At 63.2% G+C, this 25041-nt stretch carries 21 protein-coding genes; 5 read left to right on the plus strand and 16 right to left on the minus strand.

Going from position 1 to position 25041, the window contains the following annotated elements:
• Positions 1-81: 81 nt before the first annotated feature.
• The gene (locus tag HV711_RS05430; RefSeq protein WP_035478135.1) at positions 82-957 is read right to left on the minus strand and encodes a manganese catalase family protein; all 876 of its coding nucleotides are present in this window, start codon (positions 955-957) and stop codon (positions 82-84) included.
• Positions 958-1128: 171 nt separating this feature from the next.
• Between HV711_RS05430 and HV711_RS05435 the strand changes: the two genes are divergently transcribed.
• Positions 1129-1629, plus strand: a complete 501-nt coding sequence (locus tag HV711_RS05435; RefSeq protein ID WP_013591835.1) for a YciE/YciF ferroxidase family protein — start codon at positions 1129-1131, stop codon at positions 1627-1629.
• Positions 1630-1745: 116 nt separating this feature from the next.
• Here HV711_RS05435 and HV711_RS05440 read toward each other — a convergent pair whose 3' ends face one another.
• From HV711_RS05440 to HV711_RS05455, 4 genes are all read right to left on the minus strand, one after another.
• Complete coding sequence (locus HV711_RS05440) at positions 1746-2258, minus strand: hemerythrin domain-containing protein (RefSeq protein WP_028360193.1); 513 nt, start codon at positions 2256-2258, stop codon at positions 1746-1748.
• Positions 2259-2339: 81 nt separating this feature from the next.
• The gene (locus HV711_RS05445; protein WP_035478137.1) at positions 2340-2882 is read right to left on the minus strand and encodes a hypothetical protein; all 543 of its coding nucleotides are present in this window, start codon (positions 2880-2882) and stop codon (positions 2340-2342) included.
• Positions 2883-2931: 49 nt separating this feature from the next.
• Positions 2932-3159: a hypothetical protein gene (locus HV711_RS05450; RefSeq protein ID WP_028360191.1), complete on the minus strand. Its 228-nt coding sequence runs from the start codon at positions 3157-3159 to the stop codon at positions 2932-2934.
• A 110-nt stretch (positions 3160-3269) separates the two neighbouring features.
• A complete protein-coding gene (locus tag HV711_RS05455) occupies positions 3270-3686 on the minus strand; it encodes an NUDIX hydrolase (RefSeq protein ID WP_028360190.1) in 417 nt (138 codons plus the stop codon).
• Between the two features lie 164 nt (positions 3687-3850).
• On the opposite strand from HV711_RS05455, the gene HV711_RS05460 reads away from it, so the two are divergent.
• On the plus strand, positions 3851-6508 hold the full coding sequence (locus HV711_RS05460) for a glucose/quinate/shikimate family membrane-bound PQQ-dependent dehydrogenase (RefSeq protein ID WP_035478139.1): 2658 nt from the start codon (positions 3851-3853) through the stop codon (positions 6506-6508).
• Between the two features lie 276 nt (positions 6509-6784).
• Here the strand turns inward: HV711_RS05460 and cydB are convergent, their stop codons facing one another.
• Positions 6785-7801, minus strand: coding sequence for a cytochrome d ubiquinol oxidase subunit II (gene cydB, locus HV711_RS05470; RefSeq protein WP_035478141.1), 1017 nt, complete (start codon positions 7799-7801; stop codon positions 6785-6787).
• Positions 7782-9233, minus strand: coding sequence for a cytochrome ubiquinol oxidase subunit I (locus HV711_RS05475; protein ID WP_028360187.1), 1452 nt, complete (start codon positions 9231-9233; stop codon positions 7782-7784). The genes cydB and HV711_RS05475 overlap by 20 nt, the downstream gene beginning before the upstream one ends.
• 225 nt (positions 9234-9458) lie before the next feature.
• On the opposite strand from HV711_RS05475, the gene HV711_RS05480 reads away from it, so the two are divergent.
• Positions 9459-11765, plus strand: a complete 2307-nt coding sequence (locus HV711_RS05480) for an FdhF/YdeP family oxidoreductase (protein ID WP_035478142.1) — start codon at positions 9459-9461, stop codon at positions 11763-11765.
• A gap of 69 nt (positions 11766-11834) precedes the next feature.
• Here HV711_RS05480 and HV711_RS05485 read toward each other — a convergent pair whose 3' ends face one another.
• The 3 genes from HV711_RS05485 to HV711_RS05495 form a co-directional block, all read right to left on the minus strand.
• Entirely contained in the window at positions 11835-12422 is a 588-nt protein-coding gene (locus HV711_RS05485; protein ID WP_035478145.1) for a hemerythrin domain-containing protein, read from the minus strand.
• Positions 12423-12546: 124 nt separating this feature from the next.
• Entirely contained in the window at positions 12547-14595 is a 2049-nt protein-coding gene (locus HV711_RS05490; protein ID WP_035478147.1) for an NAD(+) synthase, read from the minus strand.
• An 84-nt stretch (positions 14596-14679) separates the two neighbouring features.
• Entirely contained in the window at positions 14680-15204 is a 525-nt protein-coding gene (locus tag HV711_RS05495; protein WP_035478149.1) for a CinA family protein, read from the minus strand.
• Between the two features lie 321 nt (positions 15205-15525).
• Here HV711_RS05495 and HV711_RS05500 point away from each other — a divergent pair, with 321 nt between their 5' ends.
• Complete coding sequence (locus tag HV711_RS05500) at positions 15526-16035, plus strand: GNAT family N-acetyltransferase (RefSeq protein ID WP_035478150.1); 510 nt, start codon at positions 15526-15528, stop codon at positions 16033-16035.
• A gap of 45 nt (positions 16036-16080) precedes the next feature.
• Here the strand turns inward: HV711_RS05500 and HV711_RS05505 are convergent, their stop codons facing one another.
• The 6 genes from HV711_RS05505 to coxB are packed head-to-tail and all read right to left on the minus strand — an operon-like array spanning position 16081 to position 22345.
• Complete coding sequence (locus tag HV711_RS05505) at positions 16081-17376, minus strand: c-type cytochrome (protein ID WP_035478152.1); 1296 nt, start codon at positions 17374-17376, stop codon at positions 16081-16083.
• A complete protein-coding gene (locus tag HV711_RS05510; protein ID WP_035478154.1) occupies positions 17373-18341 on the minus strand; it encodes a cytochrome c oxidase assembly protein in 969 nt (322 codons plus the stop codon). The genes HV711_RS05505 and HV711_RS05510 overlap by 4 nt, the downstream gene beginning before the upstream one ends.
• Complete coding sequence (locus tag HV711_RS05515) at positions 18314-18646, minus strand: hypothetical protein (protein WP_013591851.1); 333 nt, start codon at positions 18644-18646, stop codon at positions 18314-18316. Before HV711_RS05515 ends, HV711_RS05510 begins: the two co-directional genes overlap by 28 nt.
• Positions 18647-18657: 11 nt before the next feature.
• Positions 18658-19308: a cytochrome c oxidase subunit 3 gene (locus HV711_RS05520; protein ID WP_028360179.1), complete on the minus strand. Its 651-nt coding sequence runs from the start codon at positions 19306-19308 to the stop codon at positions 18658-18660.
• Positions 19305-21254 carry a cytochrome c oxidase subunit I gene (gene ctaD, locus HV711_RS05525; RefSeq protein ID WP_035478157.1) on the minus strand — a complete coding sequence of 650 codons (1950 nt, stop codon included), beginning with the start codon at positions 21252-21254 and terminating at the stop codon, positions 19305-19307. Before ctaD ends, HV711_RS05520 begins: the two co-directional genes overlap by 4 nt.
• The gene (gene coxB / locus HV711_RS05530) at positions 21251-22345 is read right to left on the minus strand and encodes a cytochrome c oxidase subunit II (RefSeq protein WP_035478160.1); all 1095 of its coding nucleotides are present in this window, start codon (positions 22343-22345) and stop codon (positions 21251-21253) included. Before coxB ends, ctaD begins: the two co-directional genes overlap by 4 nt.
• A gap of 332 nt (positions 22346-22677) precedes the next feature.
• On the opposite strand from coxB, the gene HV711_RS05535 reads away from it, so the two are divergent.
• Positions 22678-25023, plus strand: a complete 2346-nt coding sequence (locus HV711_RS05535; protein ID WP_035478162.1) for a hybrid sensor histidine kinase/response regulator — start codon at positions 22678-22680, stop codon at positions 25021-25023.
• Positions 25024-25041: the final 18 nt, after the last annotated feature.

The following is a 25041-nucleotide window of genomic DNA, read 5'->3' on the forward strand; positions in this document are numbered from 1 at the left end:
CCTGACGTTCAGATGCCGCGGAGTGCAACGCGCTCCGCGGCGATCTTTATAAGCGAAGTCCCGACAACAGTGGCTAAGAAGTTAGCCGGGTTGCTTGCGCGAGCCGAGATCCGCCCCCGTCACGGGATCCGTCGTAGCGTCGGACGCAGTGCGAGAAGCGAGCGCGCCGAGTACTTCGACATCCGCCTGCGTCACGTTGACAGACGGCAGACCGTCACCGCCGTCCACCGCCGGTTGCGGCGCTTCCACAAATTCCCATTCCGGCCCTTCGTTCCATGGGCCCCGCGCATCGCCTTCGCCGGCCGACATGTTGTAGTACACGTTGGTAAATTCCGGAACGCCCGGCAGCTTGCCCTGCGGGAAGTTCGGCTGGATGGAATGCAGTGCTTTTTCGAACGACTTCTGGTGCGCAATTTCGCGCGTCATCAGAAAGCCGAGTGCTTCCTTGATACCGGGGTCGTCGGTCAGGTTCAGCAGGCGTTCATAGACGATCTTGGCGCGCGCTTCAGCCGCGATATTCGAGCGCAGGTCGGCGGTCGGCTCGCCGATCGTGTCGATATACGCCGCGGTCCACGGCACACCTGCTGAGTTGGTGAGCGCAGGTCCGCCGCCGTACAAGAGCGCGGTGGTGTGCGAGTCGTTACCGCCGCCTGTCAGCGATCGATACAACTCGGCCTCCTGCTCGACGCCTTCAGCCAACTGGCCTTTGGCGCCCTTGTTCAACATCGCGACGATCGAGCCGATGACTTCCAGATGGCTCAGTTCTTCCGTGGCAATGTCGAACAGCATATCCTTGCGGCCCGGGTCGTCTTCGGCAACGGCCTGAGTGAAGTACCGGCACGCGGCCGCCAGCTCGCCCTGCGGCCCGCCGAATTGCTCGAGCATCAGATTGGCAAGGCCCGGATTGGGCGCTGCGACACGCACGGTGTATTGAAGTCGCTTGTTGTGAACGAACATTGGCTTCTCCGTTGAGTATGGTTGGAAAGCTTCGGACTGCACGGCTGTCTGCGCATGCGCCGTACCCGGTGCGAATGCGAAGCGCTACCATCTGCGAGGCATGTGCCGGTTTTGGCGGGCACATCCGTTGCGCGATGCAAGGCTCCTGACCACCACCTTTGGGAGTTGCACATGACACAGCGAAAGACTATCGACGATCTGTTCGTTCACATGCTGTCGGATATCTACAGTGCGGAAAAGCAATTGACCAAAGCATTGGCGAAGCTCTCGCGTGCCGCATCCGATCCGCAACTGAGCGAGGCATTCAAGATTCATCTGGAGGAAACGCAGGGACAGGTCGAAAGAATCGATAAGGTTGTAGAAACGAGTGGCGTGAGGTTGAAAAGAATGAAGTGCGTCGCGATGGAAGGCCTGATCGAAGAAGGGCAGGAACTCATCGACGAAATGGAAAAAGGCCCGGTACTCGATGCGGGTCTCGTCGCCGCTGCGCAAAAGGTTGAGCACTACGAGATCGCGGCATATGGCAGCCTCTGCGCAATCGGCAAGCAACTGGGCTTTACCGAAGCCGTGAATCTGCTGAAGGAAACACTAGAAGAAGAAAAGGCGACGGATCTCAAGCTCACCGAATTTGCCGAACGTGCCGGCAACGAAAAGGCCAAACAACAGAAGTGAGTGGACCGGATGTTGACGTGTCGATAGAGAGAATCCCGCCCCGTCTGAGGGCGGGTATCCATGCGGTTATTTCAGCAGGCCACGCCTTGGGCGAGGGCCCGCGGCCGGAAGAAGCATCAGGTTTTGTCGCCGACGGCGCGGCTTCCCACCTGATCCAGCTTGCTTTGCAGTTCCATTTTTCGCTTCGCGATTTTCTGGCCAAGCGCCTTTGAATCCAGATTGGCTTTGCGCAATTCAGGGAACAGCTCGCTCTCTTCTTCCTCGACGTGGTGTTGCACCATCTCGCTCATGACCTTGAAGGTCGCATCAAAGCCCTTGTCGCCCGCCTTCAGCGTCTCGAACTTGCTGATCAGCGTTTTCACGAGAAAGTGCTCGACGTAGGCTTCTTCCACGTCGACCACATCGCTTGAGGGCAGCGCTTCGCTTGCGGCGGGATAAAGCAGTTCTTCTTCGATGATGGTGTGAATGGTCAGTTCTTCGCAGGCGCGTTGCGCGAGCGTGGCCTTCGCTTCGAGGTCGTCCTCCCGGGCTTCTTTGAATGCGGTGAAAAGCCGTTCGACCGCGCGATGATCCGCCGTGAGCAGTTCGAGTGCGTCGTCGGTGTTAGGGGTCGGTTGTTTTTCTGGCATGTCGCTCTCCATGTTGAACGCCGCCGCGCGGCGGCACGTTTGAGAGAGGCATCGCAAACACCGTGCCCGTTCGCAGGCGGCTCAGCGCCTGTTCTTGCGCGGGGCCGCTGCGTTGACGAGCGGATTGAACGCGGCTGATCGCGCCGGTTTTTGTGCGGGGTTTCGTGCGGGGGTTCGAGCGGAAGTGCCCGCGTCTTTCGTCTTTGCGGCGCTGCTTCGGCGCCCCGCCGACTTACCTTGCTTGCCGCCGGACAATTGCCTCGCCAGTTCGGCGCTGTCGTCGTCTTCAGCGGGCGGCTCTTCGTCTTCCTCACTTTCGACTTCGCTCGACTGGCGGCTTGCCCCGGTTGTTTCAGCCGCGCCGGCGATATGCTCGATGACGGATGCAAACGACTTGCGCGCTGTGCGCAGCGATTCGCCAGGCAACATGGTGAGGGCAACGACTTCATGAAGCGACCGTCCGTCGACGGTGCGTTCGGTCGGCTCCGTGTCCCAGTCGGGATTCGCTGTAGCGAACGCGGCGAGTAGCCGTTCGAGGACGGCGGGCGAGAGCACGCCGCCGTCATACAGGCCGATGATCGCCCGTTCGGCGAGCACGAAAGGCGTGGCGGAAGTCTTCGGCACCGTTCTCGGCTCCTCGCCTGAGCAAAGCGGGGCAGTTCAGGGGTTCTGATTAAGCGGGCTGTCTGGCTTCACTGCCTTTCAGCTCGCCGTGACGGTGCGCGTGCGTGGCCGCATACTTGAGCTCGAAGTGCGCACCTTTGCCGCTGCGGGTCGGCGGAAAGTGTTCTCCCTCCACGCAGGTTACTTCGAAAGTGTCTTTCCCGTCGTCTTTGACTACTGAATAGATACCGGACGTCCTGACGATTTCGCCGGGCTTGAAAGAGTTATCTCCTGCCATTTTGAAACTCCGTGAGTGAAGTACGCGACAAGCATGGCTATGCAACGCTTGTGCCACGCCGGTGTCACGAGGCCGACTCGTGCGCGACGCACACTCATGCGCAGACGTACTCACGTACGCTCGAACACCCGCAAGGGGCTCGACCTTCGGGCGGGCCCTACGGGGCTGCTTTTTTCCAGCAGTACCTGAACGATCCCGCGCGTGGACACGCTGACCCATGCGGAATGGATGTCGTTCGCGCGGATCCAGCGGCATCGGCTGATTTCATGGCTCGGCACAGGTTCGATATGCTCGGGGACTCGCGCGGCGAATACATAGTGGCGAGTGCGCGCACCCCAGAATTCAAAAATGTAGTGGAGCGCGACATCGTTCAATTGCGTTTCTTCCACCAACTCGCGAATGGCGGCGGCAGACACGGATTCCCCGACCTTGCAGCGGCCGCCGGGCAGCGCCCATCGTCCGTTCGATCTCGCGACGAGCAGAATGCGATTGGTGCGCAGGCACAGGACGGTAGCTCGGTGCTTCATGACAGAGTGCCCAAGTAGATGCGAGCTTACAAAGCATGCGTTATGCCTTCTCCCAGCAGGTCCGGGAACCGCAAATGCTACTCGCAGGGCAGCGCCTTCCAGCTCTGCGCAGGCGGGCTATTTTTGCAATTCAATTTGAATCTTTGTCTGTAGAGGTGGCGAACATGTCGAAGCCGCATCGGTTTCCCCCCGCGCTTGCGGTCCCCGCTGTCGTATTCATCATTATCGGTTTAGCATTAGCCGCGGGCGGAGTCCCGCTCGTTACGCTCGGCGGCTCGTGGTACTACGTGATCACGGGGATCGCCATTGCGCTGACGGGCGTGCTGCTCGCCATCCGCAGGCGCTCGGCGCTGCTATTGTTTGCCCTCGTGCTGTTCGGCTCGACGATCTGGGCCGTGACGGAAGCGCGCTTCGACTTCTGGCAATTGCTGCCGCGTTTGTGGGTCTGGCTCGTACTCGCGTTGTGGCTGCTGTTGCCGCCCGTCACGCGCAAGCTGGTGTTCGGACCGCCGGCCGCGCATCGCGAGGGTGTCGTGCCGTTGGCGGCCGCCGTCGTCATTACGGTGTTGCTTGGCATCGGCACGGCATTCAATCATCCGTACGATCACCCGGGCACGCTGGCGTCGACCGCCGCTACACCCAGCCCGGCGCTTCCCGGCGACGCGAACCGGCAGGCGGGCGACTGGACCGACTATGGCGGCTCGCCGCTCGGCCAGCGCTACTCGCCGCTCACGCAGATCACACCGCAAAATGCAGGGCAACTGAAGGTTGCCTGGCAGTTCGAAACAGGCGACAAGCCGGGCCCGGGCGACCCAACCGAAACGACCGATGAAAATACGCCCATCAAGGTCGGCAACAAGCTCTTCCTCTGCACGCCCCATAGTATTGTCATTGCACTCGATCCCGCCACGGGCAAGGAGTTGTGGCGATACAACCCGCATATTCAGAGCCCGGTCGGTTTCAAGCACTGGGAACATATGACCTGTCGCGGCGTGTCGTATCACGACGACGCCCTGTACCCTGCCAATGCGACGGTCGCAACTGCGGACAATGCCGCGGGTGCGTCGGCCCCGGCGGCAAACGGCGGCGAGAATTCGGCAGCGAACGCGGCTTCGAATGTGACAGCCGCAGCAGCGCCGGGTAGCGACACGTCTGCTGCGGCGCCCGCTGCTGCGTCTTCTGCCGACACCGCATCGGCGAGCACGGAGGCCGGCGCATCCGGCGCGGCTGCCGCCGCGCAACCCGCATCGGCCGCGATTGCCGCGAGCGAAGCTTCCGCAGCGACGCAGCAGACAGCCAACGCGGCGGCGAGCGCCGAGTGCCCGCGCCGCATTTTCCTGCCGACAGCCGATGCGCGTCTCATTGCGCTGAACGCCGACACGGGCCAGCCCTGCACGCATTTCGGCAATAACGGTCAGATTGACCTGCGCACGAACATCGGTCCTTTCACGCCGGGCGGTTATTACTCGACGTCGCCGCCGGCGGTCACCCGCGATCTCGTCATTATCAGCGGCCACGTCACCGATAACGAATCGACCAATGAACCCTCGGGCGTCACTCGCGCGTTCGACGTGCATGACGGCCACCTCGTGTGGAACTGGGACGCAGGCAATCCCGACGCGACGCAGCCGATCGGCCCGAATCAGACCTATGTTCGCAATTCGCCGAATATGTGGTCCGTGTTCAGTGTCGACGAGAAGCTCGGCATGGTCTATCTGCCGCTTGGCAACCAGACGCCCGATCAATGGGGCGGTCTTCGCACGCCGGCTTCCGAAAAGGTGGCGGCAGGCATCGTCGCGCTGGATCTCGCCACCGGCAAGATGCGCTGGAATTATCAATTCACGCACCACGATCTGTGGGACATGGATGTAGGCGGTCAGCCTTCGCTGATCGATCTGCAGACGGCGAGCGGCGTGCAGCCTGCACTGATTGCATCGACGAAGCAGGGCAGCATTTACGTGCTGAACCGCGAGACAGGCAAGCCTATCGTGCCTATCACCGAAGAGCCGGTGCCGCAGGGCGCCGCGAGCGGCGACCATACGTCGCCGACGCAACCCTTCTCCGCACTGAACTTCAAGCCGCCGAAAGTGCGCGAACGCGACATGTGGGGCACGAATCCTTTCGACCAATTGTGGTGCCGCGTGAAGTTCAAGTCGCTGCGTTACGACGGCATGTTTACGCCCCCTTCCGAGCAGGGATCGCTCGTTTTCCCGGGGAATTTCGGGGTGTTCGATTGGGGCGGCGTGGCGGTCGATCCCGTGCGGCAGATACTCATCGCAAATCCGAGCTACATGGCGTTCACGTCGAAGCTGATACCGCGCTCGCAGATTCCGTCCGACAACGGCGACAAGAAGGGCAGTGAAACGAGCGGTATCAAGCTCGCGCGCGGCACGCCGTACGGCTTCGAGTTGAACGCGTTTCTTTCGCCGCTCGGCATTCCGTGCCAGGCACCGCCGTGGGGCTATGTCGCCGGCGTGGATCTGCGCACCAACCGGATCGCGTGGGAACACAAGAACGGCACGATCCGCGACAGCGCGCCCTTGCCGATTCCGATGCCGCTCGGCGTGCCGAGTCTCGGCGGAATGATCACGACGGCGGGCGGCGTGGCCTTCCTCTCGGGCACGCTCGACTACTATCTGCGTGCGTACGACGTGCACACCGGCGACCGTTTGTGGCAAGCCCGCTTGCCCGCAGGCGGCCAGGCGACACCGATGACGTACGCCGACAGCAGCGGCAAGCAGTACGTGCTCGTCACGGCCGGCGGCCACGGCTCGCTCGGAACCAAGCAGGGTGACTATGTGATCGCCTACACGCTCCCCTGAAAGACAGCCGCGCAAGGAAAGTAAGCGCGCCGGCGAATGTGGGAATCCCCCGCATTGGCCGGCGCGCTTCTAACTGGCTCGTCGATCAAAGTAAAAGTTGAAAACGTTACAGGCCAGCGAGCAAACATGTCGGCCGACCCAAAGGGGCTCACATTTTTTGGAGCCGATCAGTGCGTGGCCGCGTGTAAGACAGCTTTCAACAGGCCTGCTACGAGGCCTACGGTCGCCACGCCGAGCACCCAAAGGCCCACAAACCATGCGAAGCGTCGCCACATGTCAGTGATACCCCTCGCCTGGACGCATCTTGCCTTTGAAGACGGAGTACGCGTAGATCGTGTAGCCGAGAATCATCGGCACGGTAATCGCGGCGCCTACGAGAAGAAACAGCAGGCTCGCGTGCGGCGCGGCGGCATCGCGGAAAGAAATGCCGGGCGGCACGAGATTGGGATAGAGGCTGATCAGGATACCTGCATAACAAAGAATGAAGATGCCGTACGCAAACAGCAAGGGCAGACCATGACGCCGTGATGAAAGACTGCGCCAGAAGCCCACCGCGAGAAGAACCAGCAGGACCGGCACCGGTGCGGTGAATGCAACGGCGGGCCAGCGGAACCAGCGCTCGGCCAGCGCGCCTTGCAACATCGGCGTCCATAGGGTGACGACCACGATCAGTGCGAGCACCGCGACTGCCGTCGTGCGCGCGTGACGCCGGCAGCGCTCGTGCAGCGCGCCTTCGGTGCGCCAGATCAGCCAGCACGCGCCGAGCAGCGTATAGCCGACGACGACCGCAAGCCCGCATAAAACGGTGAAACCGGTGAGCCAGTCCCACCAGCCGCCGGAATACGACACGCCCACCACATGGATGCCCTGCAGGAGTCCGCCCAGCACGAGCCCCTGGCAGAGCGCGGCCATGGCTGAACCGGAGAAGAATGCGACGTCCCACCACGCGCGGCCCGTGCCTGTCGCGCGAAAGCGGAACTCGAAGGCCACGCCGCGAAACACGAGCGCGAGCAGCATTGCAATGATAGGCGGGTACAGCGCGGGCAGGATGATCGAATAGGCAAGCGGGAAAACGGCAAAGAGCCCGCCGCCGCCGAGCACGAGCCATGTTTCATTGCCGTCCCAGACCGGCGCGATGGAATTGACCATGAGATCGCGGTCGTCGCGATTGCGCTCGACGGCGAACAGGATGCCCACGCCCAGGTCGAAACCGTCGAGCAGCACGTAGGCGAGCACGGCAAACGCGAGAATGGCGGCCCAGACGAGCGGCAGATCAATCGTGGCGGCGGTCATGGCGCGGGTCCCGTGAAAGAGCGTTGTCCGTGGTGGCCGAAACGGCTTGCCGCTGCGCGGGCCCCGGCGTGATGCCCGCACTGCGATGCGGCTTATCCTTCGCGGGCCCCTCGGTGGCGAGCGACGGCGGCCTCGCCATGAGCCGCAAGAGGAACACCATCGCCGCGCCGAACACGATCATATAGACCACACCGAATGCCGCGAGCGATGTCGCGACACCCGGCGCGGCGATTGGCGACACGCTGTCCACGGTGCGCAAGTGGCCGTACACGGTGTACGGTTGACGGCCGACTTCGGTGACGGTCCAGCCGCACAGCAGCGCAATCAGGCCCGCAGGTCCCATTGCTACCATGAGCCGATGCAGCCAGCGTGCGTGGTAAAGCGAATGCCTTGCGCGCAGTGCGAGACTCGCGAAGCCGGTCAGCGCCATCAGCACGCCCAGGCCGACCATGATGCGAAAGGCCCAGAAAACCAGCGGCGAATAGGGACGGTCGGCAGGCGGAAACTCTTTCAGGCCTTTAATCGAGCCGTTCCACGTGTGCGTGAGAATCAGCGCGCCCAGATGCGGAATTTCGACGGCGTAGTCCGTGGTTTCCGTTTTCATGTTTGGCATGCCGAACAATATGAGCGGCTGCCCGGGCTTCGATTCCCAATCGCCTTCCAGCGCCGCGATCTTGGCGGGCTGATGCTTGAGTGTGTTGACGCCATGCTGGTCGCCGGCGAGTATCTGGATCGGTGCGACGATGCACGCCATCCATAACGCCATGGAAGCCATCAGCCGGGCGGGCTCGTTACTCGCGTCGCGCAGCAGGTGCCACGCGCCGACCGCGCCCACTATGAATGCCACGCTCAGGTAGGCAGCCAGCACCATATGCACGAGCCGATAGGGGAACGACGGATTGAAGATGATGCTCAACCAGTCGGCGGGAAAAAAGCGGCCGTCCACCATCGCGAAACCCTGCGGCGTCTGCATCCATGAATTGACGGCGAGAATCCAGAAGGCGCTCGTCAATGTTCCGATAGCGACGAGCGCCGTCGCGAGAAAATGCAGTTTCGGGCCGACGCGTTTCATGCCGAACAGCATCACGCCGAGAAAGCCGGACTCGAGGAAAAATGCGGTGAGCACCTCATAGCCCATCAACGGACCCACGATGGGACCGGCGCGATAGGCAAACCCCGCCCAGTTGGTGCCGAACTCGTACGACATAACGAGGCCCGACACGACGCCCACGCCGAACACCACGGCGAAGATGGTCAGCCAGTAGCGAAATACCGCCAGATAGACCGGCTTGCCGGTGAGGAGCCATGCGCCTTCCAGGACCGCGAGATAGCTGGCGAGCCCGATCGACATCGCCGGGAAAATAATGTGAAAGGCGATGGTGAAGCCGAATTGCGTCCGGGCGAGAAAGAGAGCGTCAGCCGAGGGTGACATCGCGTACCTCGAGTAAGGACCTGAAAGGAGCGGGAGGAGGCCGTTTTGCACTGCAACGCAGCTCATGAAGGGTAGCAAATACGTGGCCTGAACGCCGTGATTTGTCGCGTGCCGCACGGTCGCTCAGGGCGGCCGTAACCCGATTGTCAGCGGTACGCTCCCGTCGATTGCACGGGTACGTGCATTGCTGCCCGCTGATACCTTGATGACCGCGAGGAGACGGCGATGAAAGAAAAGGATACGACACGTGACTACCCATTCGCCTCCGGAGGGTGGGGATCATTGAAGGCGGTCACGACGATTCTCGCGCAGGAGCATGTGGGTGTGAAAGACAGCGCGGCGCTGCGCAAGCAGAACAAGCCGGACGGCTTCATGTGCGTGAGCTGCTCGTGGGCCAAGCCGGCCGACCCGCACGTGTTCGAGTTCTGCGAAAGCGGTGCGAAGGCGACCGCGTGGGACCTCACCTCGAAGCGAATGACGCCGGAGTTCTTCAAGTTGCACACGGTAACGGAACTGCTGTCATGGCACGATCACGACCTGGAGGAAGCAGGACGGCTCACGGCGCCTTTGCGCTACGATCCCGCCACCGACAAGTACGTGCAGGTGGAATGGCAACAGGCATTCGACGAAATCGGGCGCGAGCTGAATCAACTCGAGCCCGACAGCGTGGTTTTCTATGCGTCGGGCCGCGCATCGCTCGAAACGTCATACATGTATCAGCTTTTCGCGCGCATGTACGGCACCAACAATCTGCCGGACAGCTCCAACATGTGTCACGAGAGTACGAGCGTCGGCCTGAAGGAGGCGATCGGAGTCGGCGTCGGCACCATTACGCTCGAAGACTTCGAGAAAACGGATCTGATGTTCTTCTTCGGCCAGAATGTCGGCACCAATAGTCCGCGCATGCTTCACCAGTTGCAGGATGCGCGCAAACGCGGCGTGCCGATCATCACATTCAATCCGCTTCGCGAGCCGGGACTCGTGCGCTTTGCGAATCCGCAGTCGCCGGTGCAGATGCTCACGCCCGACAACACGCAGATCAGCACGCAGTACCATCAGTTGAAGACAGGGGGCGATACCGCGGCAATTCTCGGCATCTGCAAGGCGGTGATCGCAGCGGACGACCTGGTGATCGAAGAGGCGCGGCCGCGCGTGATCGACGTCGATTTCATTCGCGAGCACACCACCGGCTATGAGGCATTCGCGAACTATGCGCGCGAGGCGTCATGGGCGGAGATCGAGAAAGTGAGCGGCTTGCCGCGCGAGGCACTCGAAGCTGCCGCCGACGAATATATGAAAGCTAACGCCGTCATGATTCATTACGGCATGGGGCTCACGCAGCACAGACTGGGCGTGCAGAATGTCCGCATGGTATGCAATCTGCTGTTTTTGCGCGGCAATATCGGCAAACCGGGAGCCGGTCCGTCTCCCGTGCGTGGACACTCGAATGTGCAAGGGCAGCGCACGGTCGGCATTACCGAGAAGCCCGAACTCGCCCCGCTCGACAAGCTGGCCAGTCAGTTTTCATTCGAACCGCCGCGCAAAAAAGGTCTGAATACGGTCGAAGCATTCGAGGCGATGCTGAAAGGCGAGGTCAAGGGCGTCTTCAATCTGGGCGGCAATCTGGTGCGTTCCGTGCCGGACCGCATGCGCATAGAGCCGGCGTGGCGCGGTTTGCGGCTCAATGTGAACGTTGCGACGAAACTCAACCGCAGCCATCTCGTGCACGGCGAGATTTCGTACATTCTGCCGTGCCTGAGCCGCATTGAAATCGACCGGCAGGCAGGTGGCGAGCAGGCGGTTTCCATGGAGGACAGCACGGCCTGCATGCATGGCTCGCGCGGCGTGGCGGAGCCCGCGAGCGAGCACATTCGCTCCGAGCCTTACATTGTGGCGGGCATTGCGAAGGCGACGCTGGGCAATCGTTTCAACGTGGACTGGGATGCGTGGCGTGACGATTATTCGGTGGTGCGCGACGAAATCGCCAAGACGTACCCCGAGATCTTTCACGACTTCAACCAGCGCATGTGGACGCCGGGTGGATTTCACAAGCCTTTGCCTGCCCGCGAGCGGCAATGGAAAACGAAGAGCGGCAAGGCGGAGTTCATCGTGCCGAAGGCACTGGGCGAAGACCCCGACATGCCCGAGCGCGAACCGGACGCCTTGCGGCTCATGACACTGCGCTCCGACAGCCAGTTCAATACGACGATTTATAGCCTCGAGGACCGCTTTCGCGGCGTGAAAGGCTCACGCATGGTTGTGCTGATGAATAAGGACGATATGAGCGCGAGCGGTCTTTCGGAGGGCGACAAAATCGGCTTGCAGACCATTGCCGACGACGGCTTCGACCGGCGCGTCAATGGATTGAGCGTCAAGGCGTACGACATTCCGCGCGGCTGCATCGCCGGATATTACCCCGAGTGCAACCCGTTATTGCCGCTTTGGCATTACGCGGAAGAGAGCAAAGTGCCCGGCGCCAAATCGATTCCGGTGAGAATCGTCGACAAGCCGGCTGTGCGCGCTTCGGCGTAAAACGACGGGCCGAGCGACAGGCCGGGCCCCGACGGCCCGGCAATCTTCTTCGAGTGGCATGCGCCGCCGCTAATCGGCGTAGCGCATTCTGCGCGATTTCGGCAGGCAATGCGTCGCGCCGATCACAAGCAGCGAGCCGAGCAGAAAAGTCGCAATCGGGAAGGTACCGGCGGTATTCACGGCGATTTCACGCGGACGTTCGCCGAGAAGCTGCAGTCTGCGGCGCGTCATCTGCCCGCCTAGCGAACGCAACTCGCTCTTCAAGGCGCGCTCCGCGGCGGGCAGCAGCACGGTTTCTTCATCGGCGACATGGTGCATGACTTCGCGCATCAGTTGCTGGAAGAGGCCGTCATACGCTGCGTCTTCCGGACCCGTTGCGCGCAGCTTCGCAATAGTCGCGCGCATTTCGTCGTGTTCGGGGCGGCTCTTGTCGAGCGTCTGGTCGTCGCTCAACACGCCGCGCAGTGCCGGATAAAAGATCTCTTCTTCCAGTTGCGCGTGAATTTCGAGCGCGGCGCAGACGGAATTGACAATCGCGCGCTTGCGCCACCATGCAGTGTCCGCATGGTAGCGATGGAACGCGGTGAGTACATGCATATGATCGAGCCGGATCATCGCGGTGATGGTGGGAGACATCGAGGAATGGCTATCGGGCATGGCAGTTCTCCAGAATGACGCGGCGCCGCGCGTCGGTATTGGGGATTGCCGGCATGCGCAAGTGAGCATGCGGGCGCTCGCGGATGCGCGAGGTACCGCACTCCGCATTCCTGCAACGCCTCCCCTAGTCAGGAATGTTGGCGATGTCCTGCAGCCAGACGGTGGCCTCGCTATCGCTCGGCGCGCGCCAATCGCCGCGCGGCGAGAGCGAGCCGCCGGAGCCTACTTTCGGCGCATTGGGAATGCACGAGCGTTTGAACTGGCTGGTGCGGAAAAACCGTTCGGCGAAAATCGCCAGATTGCGTTTGATGTCGGCCAAGGTGTATTCGTTGCGAGTAACGCTTTTGCCTGCCGGCCAGATACCGCGCTCGCGGTCGGCCCACGCGCTATGCGAAAGAAACGCGACTTTCGACGGACTGAAGCCGAAGCGCAGCAGGTAATACAGGTTGAAGTCCTGCAATTCGTAAGGGCCGATAATGCTCTCCGTCTTCTGGTCGATGACTTTGTCGACTTTCCCGGGCACCAGTTCGGGGCTGATTTCCGTCGCGAGAATCTGCTCCAGCACATGCGAGCCGGCCTCGCCGACCTGGCCCGATTCGGCGACCCAGCGCACGAGATGCGTGATCAGCGTCTTCGGCACGCTCGCGTTCACGCTGTAATGCGACATGTGATCGCCGACGCCGTAGGTGCACCATCCGAGCGCCAGTTCGCTCAGGTCGCCGGTGCCGATCACAATGGCCTGATGAAAATTGGCGAGCCTGAAAAGGTGGCTCGTACGTTCGCCCGCCTGAACGTTTTCGAAGGTGACGTCGTACTGCTTTTCGCCCGCGGAGAAGGGGTGATGCAGATCCTTCAGCATTTGCATGCAGCTTGGACGTATGTCGATTTCCTCCATCGAACAGCCCACGGCCTGCATCAGATCTTTGGCCTGCTGGAGCGTGCGGCTGCTGGTCGCGAATCCCGGCATCGTGTAGCCGAGAATATGCGAGCGCGGCAGTTTTAGCCGGTCCATCGCTTTCGCGCAGACGAGCAGTGCCTGCGTGGAATCGAGCCCGCCGGAAACGCCGATCACGACCTTGGAGATGTTGGCCGCGCCCAACCTCTGCAGCAGCCCCTGCACCTGAATGTTGTAGACCTCGGCGCAGCGTTCGTCGCGCGTGGCCGGATTGGACGGCACGTAGGGAAAGCGGTTGATCGCCCGCATGAGCGGGAGATGCTCGGCGTCCGGCAGCGCAACCGGCACGCTGACCGTCTGGAATCGGGCGACCTCGCCGGCGTGGCGGCGCGTGGACTGCGCAAACGTGGTTTGCCGCATCCGCTCGCGCGATAGGCGTTCGAGGTCGACGTCGCCGTAAATGATGTGCGAGGTATCGAGGAAACGCTCGGATTCCGCCAGCAGTTCGCCGTTTTCGTAAATCAGCGCCTGGCCGTCCCATGCGAGATCGGTGGTGGACTCGCCGCGGCCTGCCGACGAGTAGAGATACGCGGAGAGGCAACGCGCGGACTGCTGCCCAACCAGTTGATGCCGGTAGGCCGACTTGCCGATCACTATGTTCGACGCTGAAAGATTCACGAGCACCGTCGCGCCCGCCAGCGCGGCGAACGAAGAAGGCGGCACCGGAACCCACACGTCCTCGCATATTTCAATGTGAAAGCGAAACAGCGGCGCATCCGGAACGTCGAAGAGCAGTGACGCGCTGAACGGCGCCTGCTGTCCGCACAGCGTCACATGTGTGGACGAGGCATTCTCAGCTGCGCTGAATTGGCGTGCCTCGTAGAACTCGCCATAGTTCGGCAAGTAGCTCTTGGGCACCACGCCGCACAGTTTGCCGTTGGAAATGACGAGCGCGCAATTGAAGAGCTTGTGTTCGATTTTCAGCGGTGCGCCGATCACGAGTACGGCAGGAATATTGGTGGACGCCGCAACGATCTCACCGATTGCCGTCTCGCACGCATCGAGCAGCGCGCGCTGATGGAACAGGTCGTCGCACGTATAAGCGGAGATGCCGAGCTCGGGAAACACCACGAGCACGGCGCCTTGTTGCGCAGCTTCCTGCGCGAGCCGCAGCGTTTCTTTCGCGTTGAACTGCGGATCGGCGACGCGGCACACCGGGACCGCAACCGCGACGCGCGCGAAATCGTGGCTGTATAGGTTGAAAAATGATCGTGTCATGATGGGCAGCGCCTCAGTGGAAGAGGCCGGACGCTCGCCTCGCCGGCCCGCATTGAACACAGCCCGTAGCGTCTTGCACGCTGCTCAGGCGGAGGGCGAGGCGCGGCGCCTCGCGTTCGGCAACTCATTGAAATAATGTTCTATCCGCGACAATGCGTAAAGCGCTGCATTCTGCCGGATCGTCGTGCGGTCGCCGTCGAACACGCGCGTCTCGCTGAACATGTATTCGCCGTCGCGGCGCCTGTAGCGCCACGCGAAGCATTGAGTGCCCGGCGCGAGATCTTCGCCTTGCGGCGGCGGCCCGGCAATCCCCGTATTGGCGACGACGATATGCGCCGAGCAGGCTTCAAGCGCGAGCGCGCCCGTGGCCATCTCGCGGGCGACTTCCTCGCTCGTCAAGCCGTGCTCTTCGATGGTCTGCGCCCGCACCTTCAGCAAGCCGCACTTGCCCGGCGGCGAATAGACCACGAGCCCCATGTCGAGGCATGCGCCGCTGCCCGGCACATCGGCGATCAGCGAGGCAATCAGGCCGCCCGTGCACGACTCGGCGGTGGCCATCACGAGACCGCGCGACGACAGAAATCCAACCACGCTGCGGGGAATATTCATTTTTCCGTCCTCGTTCATTCAAGGTAGGGGCACGTGACTCCCTGTGACTGTCTGCAAGCAAGTGCAATACCCGTTGCGCACGCATGTTGATCGGGCGGCACGCCGATTGCTCTCTACGATGGTCCCGTCAGCGGGACGCCATGGTTGTTTGTTCGGTTAGGCCCGCCAGCTCGGCGGGCTTTTTTGAAGCAGCGGTGACCTTGGGCAAACCCACGCCGAACCGTCTAGCCGATCGGTACAGCGATTGCTGTTTCCTGTGTGCCATGCGATGGCATGCGACGACACGCGACGGTAGACACCCACCTACGGGAGGCGACGCCCATGATGTTTCCCACAATCGTTATCAACCGCGAGGATCCGTCTTCGCTGGATTCACAGACGCTGCTCGACGAATTGACGGCTACGCTCGCCGTGTTCACCGGCGACGGTGGGCAGAGCCGTTTCTCGATCCGCGACGTCGCGCTTGAATGCTCGCGCTTTCTGGTCGCGCGCAGCGATTGCGCGATGCCGCTCGGCTGTGGCGCATTCCGTCCGCTCGGCGAGCACATAGCGGAGATCAAGCGCCTCTATGCGCGTCCCGGCGCGGATGGTGTGGGCAGCGCGATCCTCGCGCGGCTCGAGAAAGAAGCGGCAGAACTGGGCTATCAGGCGTTGTGGCTCGGCACCCACCTGAACAACCGCCGCGCCATCGAGTTCTACGAAAAGCATGGCTTTCATCGCATTGCGCCGTATGGACCGTACGTCAGCAAGGCGGACGCGTGCTGCTATGAGAAGCGCCTCGACCGACAGGCACCCGACAATCAGCGCAAGGAAACCATGCGCGATGCCTGACCCACGACACGCGGCGCGGTATGGAATAGCGTGTCTCGGGCGGTGCTATTTGTGCAGCTTCTGACGCAACGACTGGATGTCGTTTGCGGTGATGGGGCGAGCGTCGTTGCCCCAGGACGTACGGATCCACGACAGCACATTGGCCATTTGCGCATTGGTGAGCGTTTGAGCAAAGCCGGGCATGGCCTGGCGCGGCGGCCCGCCGATCGTCGCGGGGCTGTTGCCGCCTTCCACCATGAGGCGGACCAACGAGGTGGTGTCTTCTGTGATCACAGCCGGATTGCCGGCCAGCCGCGGAAATACGTTCGGAACGCCCGTGCCTTCCACGCCGTGACATTGCGCGCAGAAAGAAAGGTAGACGCGCGCGCCGACCGCTTGGGGTGCATCGACGCGATTGCCGTTACGCGTCGGCAGATCCGGCTGGGCGTGCGGCTCGTAGGCGCCTGACGGCTTCTGCGCAGGCAGCGACTTGAGATATCGCGCCATGGCGAGCGCGTCTTCGTCGGTCAGATACTGCGTGCTGTCTTCCACCTGCTCGACCATGGAGCCGAACGCCGCGAGGCCCGCACCGTGGCCCGTCTTCAGAAACGCCGCGAGATCTTGTTCGCCGATGCGCCCGAGCCCCGAGCCCGGGTCGCTCGTCAGATTCGGCGCGAACCAGTTGTCGTTGACGCCGCCCGTGAGGTACATGGGCGACGACTCGTCGTAGCCGCGTTCCTGAAAACCGGGCCCGCGAGGCGTGTGACACGCGCCGCAATGCCCCGGGCCCTGCACGAGAAAAGCACCGCGGTTCCATTGCGCGCCGCGTCCGGGCTTCGGCCGATACGGCGCCTTTGGTGCAAAAGCCTGCTGCCAGAAATACAGCACCCAGCGCTGATTGAACGGAAACGGCACCTTGGTGGGCGGCGCGGGCTCAGGCACCGGCTTCACCGCCTGCATGAAATACGCGTAGAGCGCGCGCATGTCGTCGTCGGACATTTTGGAGAACGACGCATACGGCATGGCGGGATAAAGCCGCTTGTTGCCCGGCGAAACGCCTTCGCGCACGGCGCGCGAAAACTCTTCATAGCTGAATGCGCCGATGCCGTAGCGGCGATCCGGCGAGATGTTGCTGCTCATGATGGTGCCGAACGGCGACGTGAGTCCGAGTCCGCCGCCATACGCAGGACCGCCGACGGCCGTGTGGCATCCCGCGCAATCGGCGGCTTTCGCGAGATAGTCGCCGCGTGCGACGAGCGCGGCATCCGCTGCAGTCGACTGCTGTGCGTACACACTTGTGGCCGGCACGATGCAGAGCGCCGCCGTCACGGCCAGTGCGAGATGTTTGAGGCGCGGCGTCATGAGTTGCTGTCCCGGGGCGCGGCGAGCGTCGTCGGCATGAGCGACGGGGGCGCGCGATTCACCAGCCAGCGTGCGCCGGTTGCGAGCGCCGCAATCAGATAGGCGAGACCGGCCGGCACCCACATCACGAGCCCGCCCAATTGCTGATCCTGCAATGGATCGATGCCGAGCGCCGAGGTCGGCTCGATGTACGCCGGATACCAGAGGCCGGGTGCGAGCGTCAGCAAGGCGCCGAGCGCGCCGGTGTGGACCATCGTAGTAAAGAGCGACAACATCGCATAGCCGCTCTGGTCGCGCCGCGCGCCTTCGCCGAAAACGGCCCACCAGAAGAGCAATGCGCTCAGCAGAAAACTGGCGTGCTGAAGCGTATGAATAGCGGGCGACGCGAGCGCCGCTTCGAAGAGACGCGGCATATGCCAGGCCCACAACGCGGCGGCATGCAGCAGCCACGCGACGGCCGGCGCGCACAGCGTTCGCCAAAGGCTGCGCCATGCCGGCGTGCGCACCGCCGCGGCTATCCGGTGACGCGCTCCAGGAGGGAAGGCCCAGAGCCATACGGCGAGGGGCCGGCTCAGCACGAGCAGTGGAGCGGCGATGATCATCATCAGTTCATGCTGGATCATGTGCGCGGAAAAGAGCGCCGCACTCAGTGCATCGAGCGGCGAATCGAGCGCGGCGACGAGCGTCCCCCATCCCAGCACGAATGCGCCGAGCTGCCGCACGCGAATGCGGCGGCCGCGTCTGCTGCGCGCACACAGGCGCCGGTAGCCGGCCACGTATACACCAAGGCTGACAAGCAGCAAGGCGACGACCCACGGCTCGAAGGTCCAGCGCAGCAAGGGCGGCGCACCGCGCTCCGCGGCGCTCAGCACATGCGCCTGCACGCCGGCACACGCGCAAGCCGCAGCCGCGGCGACGAGCCAGCGTGTCGATTTTTTCATTGCACGCAGGGTGAGATGAGCCATTGCGGAATCCACATTGCGACGAGCGCGAGTGTCGAGATCATGCCGACCCAGGTGGCCGCACAGGCGAGCATGGCAGGTCGCGCGGGTAGGGCAGGCGCGCTCGCAGGCGCAACCATGTCCGCTTCGCGCCAGCGGTGCCAGGCGAGCAGCGTGGCGATAATCGCAAACAGCAGCGCGGTGCCGGTCACGCTGCCGAGCGGCAAGAGCGTGCGCCACGAGCACGCGGGCGTGACGAGCGCATAGTCGGCACTCAGCGCCGCGAGGACCGCTGAGGGCGCACCAAGCAGCGCAAGCCAGGTTCGCATGGCGACCTCCATCACAAGCGCGGAGCCAGATAGATCACCGCATAGATCGGCAACCAGCTCAGGACGACGAAATACCAGTACATCGCGTTCTCGCTCACATCGACGAAACGCTTTCCTTCAAACGGACCGGTGAAGAGCAGCACGGCGAGCACCGCGGTGTCCACGGCATCGGTAATCAGGTGGGTCGTGTGCAAACCCAGCAGCAGCCAGACCACGGAGCCGTACGAGTTGGTGTACCAGCTCACGTTCAGCGCGGCGAATTCGAAGGCGCGCAATACGAGAAACGCCAGGGCGAACAGCAGGCATACGGCGAGCCACAGGCGCGAGCGGGTGCGGTCCTGACGGTCGGCGGCCCGTTTCGCCAGCTGGTTCGGCCACATGCTGACGAGCAGGATCGCCGTGTTGGCGGTGCCCCACAGCAGTTGCGGCGGCGCGGCATTGAGCGGCCAGCTCGCAGTCAGGCCGCGCAGATAGAAATACGCCATGGCGGCGATGGCGAACACCGTGCCCTCGATCAGCATCAGGCACATGGTGGCCCACCACATCAAGCTGCGATGCCCGAAGCCGAAGCTCGGCAGATGGCGTACGTCGAGCATCAGGGCGGGCGCCGCGCCGTTCTGATCCGATGCGGCACCGGCGGGCACTTTGCGCAGTTCCGTCATGGCCGTTGCTCCAGTTGCAGCGCGCGTTTGTTCTGCCCGCGGTTGGGCCAGAACCAGCCGATCATCGCGACGATGACGGGCACGGAGCCCCACACGACGGCCCACGGCGAGAAGATCGAGCCGATAAACAGCACGGTGGTCGCGACCGCGCTGAGAAACGGCCAGATGGACGGGGACGGAAAGAGCAGACGCAAATCGGGCAGCGCATCGAGCGCGGTAGTGGACAGCACCTCGCGCGATTCGGCCGCGAGGCCGCTGACATACGCGGGCTCGCCGCCGGGTTCCCACAGCGGATCGCGTCCGTGAACCACCGGCAGCGCGTCGAAATTATGCGGCGGCGGCGGGCTCGCGGTGCTCCACTCGAGCGTGCCCGCGCCCCACGGATCCGCGCCTGCCACGGCGCCATGCCGGTAGCTATGCAGCGCATTGACGATAAATACGAGGACGCTGACGCCGATGGTGAGCGCGCCTATCGTCGCCGTGAGGTTCAGGCCGTCCCAGCCCATCCCGGGCGGATAGGTCCACACGCGGCGTGGCATGCCGTGCAGGCCGAGAATGTGCATCGGAAAGAACGTCACATTAAAGCCGATAAAAAAGAGCCAGAATTGCAGGCGTCCCAGCGTCTCGTTCATCAGGCGGCCGGTGGCTTTCGGATACCAGTAATAGAACGCGCCGAACAGCGGGAACACCGCGCCGCCGAGCAGCACGTAATGCAGATGCGCGACCACGAAGTAGGTATCGTGCACTTGCAGATCGAGCGACACCGAACCGAGCATCACGCCCGTCATGCCGCCCATCACGAGGATGAAGAAGAAGCCGAGCGCGAACCACAGGGGCGTCTTCAGGTTGAGGCGGCCCGTCCACAGGGTGGCGATCCAGCAGAAGATCTGCACACCGGACGGTATCGCGATCATCAGGCTCGCGGCGGTGAAAAAGCTCTTGCCGAGCGCCGGAATACTGGTCGCGAACATGTGATGCACCCACAGGCCGAACGCGAGAAACGCGGTGGTGATGAGCGCGAGCACCATAACGGGGTAGCCGAATATCGGGCGGCGCGCAAAGGTCGGGATAATCGACGAGAGAAAACCGAGCGGCGGAATGAAGATCAGGTACACCTCGGGATGGCCGAAGAACCAGAACAGGTGCTGCCACAACAATACGTCGCCGCCGCGCGCAGGGTTGTAGAAATGCGTGCCGACCAGACGGTCCAGAATCAGTGCGGTACTGCTCAGCATCACGGCGGGCATCGCGAACAGCACCATGAACTGCGTAATCAGCGTGGCCCACACGAAGAGCGGCATGCGGTTAAGCGACATGCCCGGCGCGCGCATCTTGAAGATGGTGGTGATGAGCACCACCGCTTCGAGCAGGCCGGAGAGTTCGGTGAAGGTGATCATCTGCGCCCAGATGTCGACGCCTTTGCCCGTCGAATAATCGGGGCCGGCGAGCGGCACGTAGCTGAACCAGCCGGCGTCCGGTCCCGCGCCGAGCAGGAACGCGACATATAGCGTCGTGCCGCCGAACAGGAAGACCCAGTAGGCGTAGGCGTTCATGCGCGGAAAGGCGACGCTGCGCGCGCCGATCATCAACGGAACGAGCCATCCGGCGACGGCCTGCATGACCGGCACGGCGAACAGAAACATCATGGTCGTGCCGTGAATCGTGAAGAGCTGGTTATACAGCTCCGGTCCGACGAGGCGATTGCCGGGCCGCGCCAGTTGCAGGCGCATGGCGAGCGCGAGAAGGCCCGCCAGCAGAAAGAAGACGAAGGTGGTGATCACGAAGCGCCGCGCGACGGTCTTGTGGTTGATCGCCGACAGCCGGCCGAGCCAGCCCGGCGGGTCGCTCCAGGTGCGGGCCAGCGCCTCGACAATCTCGGGGCCCGCGGCGGGGCCGTCGACGAGATGCTCGAGGGACCGCCCAGAGGGAGAATGACGTTCGCTCATTGAAGGGTTCCGATCCATGCGACAAGGGCATTGAGGTCCTGCGCCGACAACTGGCTGGCAGGCATCGTGGTGCCGGGCTTCATGCTGCCGGGCGCCTTGATCCACGACTCCAGATTCGCAGGGGTGTTCTCGAACGTGCCGGCGCCGAGCATCGGGCGGCTCATCACGTGCGTGAGATCGGGCCCGAGCACGCCGTGCGCCGAGGTGCCGCGCACCGTATGGCAACCGGCGCAGTTGCCGGTCGTGAAGAGGCGTTCGCCCTGCGCCTGCAGCGCGTTGACGGGCTGCGGCGCGGGCGCGCGCTGCCGCGCCACCCAGGCGTCGTATTGGGCGGGCGGCTCGGCCACCACGGTGAAGGCCATCAGCGCATGTTCGAGGCCGCAGAATTCCGCGCACTGGCCGCGATAGGTGCCGGCGCGGTCGGCGCGAAATTCGATGGTCGATTGGCGCCCCGGAATCATGTCCTTTTTGCCGTGCAGATTCGGGGCCCAGAAGGTATGGATCACGTCGTCGGCCTTTAGGGAGATGACGACGGGCCGGCCGACCGGAATGTGCAGTTCGTTCGCCACAGCGAAGCCGCTGCCCGGCGCGTCGTCGGCGTAACGGGCTTCCCACCACCACTGGTGTCCGGTCATCTCCAGATGAACGGCGTCGGCGACGGGCAATCGCGACAGCGCGCGGTCGGTCGCAACGTCGGCGAGGAGCAGGCCGAACAGCAGCACGACCGACACGGCCGCCGCTCCGCCCACCACGCGGCGCACGCGTTTTTCCGGGCGCTCCAGCGGGCCGAGGTCGGGACGCGCATCGCGGTCCGCGCGCGGCGCGCGCGTCATCGCGACGAGGAGCGCGATCAGCACCGCCGCGAACACCAGAGAGCAGACCGTCAGGGTGAGTGTCCAGAGCGAAAAGATGTGGGACGCCTGCACGCCCGCCGGACTGAGCGCATCATGGGCCGGTGCAGCAGAAGCAGCCCGCGCATGCAACGCGACCCCGCAGCAGGAAGCCGCCGCGATCCGCAGCCGCCGCGCGCCGCGCGGGCGTTTTCCAGCAGGGTTTGTCTGCCGGCTTCGAGGGGCTTTGCCTGCGTGCATGCTTCGGCGGGGGGTGAGTGGTGGGCGTTTGCGAGTGGTTAGCAAGCGCTGTACCTTCGCGGAGTTGGCCGGCGCACGGCCTTGCGCTGACAATTTGCGCAGAGTCTTTCAAACACTTACACCCGTTTGAGGCCGTCTTCGCTCAGAGCGCTTCATCTCGCTTGCGTTCGCTAATAAAATGTCACGATGCGCATAAAGCCGCAAAGGACCGGCTTTTCCGGGGCTTTACGTGCGAGAGAAGGTCGAACAGTAGAAGACAATACGCGGTGCGCCGTCGCGCCGCGCATTAAATCGCAGATAGGTCCTCGGCCTATTTTCCATGGAGCATCTTGATGGCGCAGGCATACGAGCCGGATGACATCGTTCAGAATTGGGCCAATATCTGGCTTCGATCCTTGCGCGACTACGCCGTGACCGGGCTGTCCGAAGACGGCCGCATCCGCTCGTGGAATCCGGGCGGAGAAGCTATTCACGGCTTTCGCGAGGAGGAGGTCATCGGGCAGCCGCTGGAAATCTTTTACACGGCTGAGGAGCGTGCAAAAGGGCTCCCGCACACCGCACTCGCCACGGCGCGCCGCGAAGGGCGCTTCGAAGGTGAAGGCTGGCGTCTGCGCAAGGACGGCAAGGTGTTCTGGGCAAGCGTCGTGTTGACGGCGCTGCGTTCGCCCGACGGTGCGCTCGTCGGCTTCGGCGAGATCGTGCGCGATATGACCGACAAGAAGACGGTGCACGAGGCCGTGCTGGAAAGCGAGCGGCGTTTCCGGCTGCTCGTGGACGGCGTGACCGATTACGCGATCTTCATGCTCTCGCCGGAAGGCATGGTCACCAACTGGAATTCGGGCGCACGCCGCATCAAGGGCTATACGGCGAGTGAAATCATCGGCTCGCATTTTTCGCGCTTCTACACGCCGGAAGACGCCGCGAAGGGACTCCCGCAGCGCGGGCTCGCAGCGGCGGCGCGCGACGGCCGCTTCGAAGCGGAAGGGTGGCGCGTGCGCAAGGACGGCACGCGTTTCTGGGCGCACGTGGTGATCGACGCGATCCGCGACGGCGGCACGCTGGTCGGCTTCGCAAAGATCACGCGCGACATTACCGAGCGAATGGAAGCAACGCGGCTGCTCGAAGAGACCCGCGTGGCGCTCGTGCAGTCGCAGAAAATGGAAGCCATCGGCAAGCTCACAGGCGGGGTTGCGCACGACTTCAACAACGTCATGCAGATTTTGCGCGGCAACCTGGAATTGCTGGAAAGCCGCCATAAGCGCGACGGCTGGACGCGCGAGCGCCTCGACAAGGCAATCGACGCAGTGGAGCGCGGCGCGAAACTCGCCTCGCAGCTGCTCGCGTTCGGGCGCCAGCAGCCGTTGCGGCCTATCGTCATCAATCTGGCGGCCGCGATTCGCGGCATGGACGACCTGCTGCGCCGTGCGCTCGGCGAAACGGTCCAGATCGAAACCGTGGTGGCGGGCGGACTGTGGAATACGCTCGTCGACGTGCATCAGTTGGAGAACGTGATCCTCAATCTTGCGATCAATGCACGCGACGCGATGAAAGAAGGCGGCAAGCTGACCATGGAAGTGTCGAACGCCATGCTCGACGACCAATACGTGGTGGGCTTTCCCGACGTGCCGGCGGGCCAGTACGTGATGCTCGCCGTGACCGACACCGGCACGGGCATGCCGCCCGAAGTCGTGCAGCGCGCGTTCGATCCTTTTTTCACGACGAAACCGGAAGGCGAGGGCACGGGCCTCGGGCTCAGCATGGCCTATGGCTTCGTCAAGCAGAGCGGCGGCCACATCCGGATTTACAGCGAAGTGGGCCACGGCACGACGGTCAAGATCTATCTGCCGCGCTCCACGGAAGAAGCGGTCGAGACGCCGGCTCCGCAGCCCGTCACGCTGCTCGGCGGGACGGAGACCATCCTCGTCGTGGAAGACGACAAGGAGGTGCAATCCACCGTGGTCGACACGCTGTCCGGCCTCGGCTACAGCGTGCTGAAGGCGAACGACGCGGAACAGGCGCTCGCCGTGGTGCGCAGCGGCGTGCATATCGACTTGCTGTTTACCGACGTCGTCATGCCGGGGCCGCTGCGCAGCCCGGCCATGGTCGCGCAGGCCGTGCAGTTGTTGCCGCGCCTGAAGGTGCTTTTTACATCAGGCTATACGCAAAACGCGATCGTGCACGGCGGGCGGCTCGACCCCGGCGTCGAACTGCTAAGCAAGCCCTATAGCCGCGAGCAGCTCGCGTACAAGATACGGCAGATACTCGGCGTGCCGCCGCTCGCCCGCAGCGCTGCGTCGGAGGAAACACGGCCCGCGCCGGCGGCTCGCGCGAGTCTGCGTCTGCTGCTGGTTGACGACGACGTGGAGACGTCGGAGGCCGTTGGCGAATTGCTGAAGCTCGTGGGCCACGACGTGACTATCACGGGTTCGCCGCAAGAGGCGTTGCGCCTGCTTGAGGCAGAACGGTTCGACGTGCTGATCACGGATCTCTCCATGCCGGCCATGCCCGGCCTCGAGCTGGCCCAACGCGCCACGCAATTGCGGCCCACGCTACGCATTATTTTTGCATCGGGCCATGAAATGCCTGCCGTGAAGGCATTGCCGTTTCGCTGGGGCGCACTTCGCAAGCCGTACAGCATCGACGAACTGGACGCAATGCTGCGCGGCTTCGACGAATGACGGCACGTCGGGCCGCGC

This window comes from Paraburkholderia phenoliruptrix (assembly GCF_902859825.1).
Lineage (GTDB): Bacteria > Pseudomonadota > Gammaproteobacteria > Burkholderiales > Burkholderiaceae > Paraburkholderia > Paraburkholderia phenoliruptrix.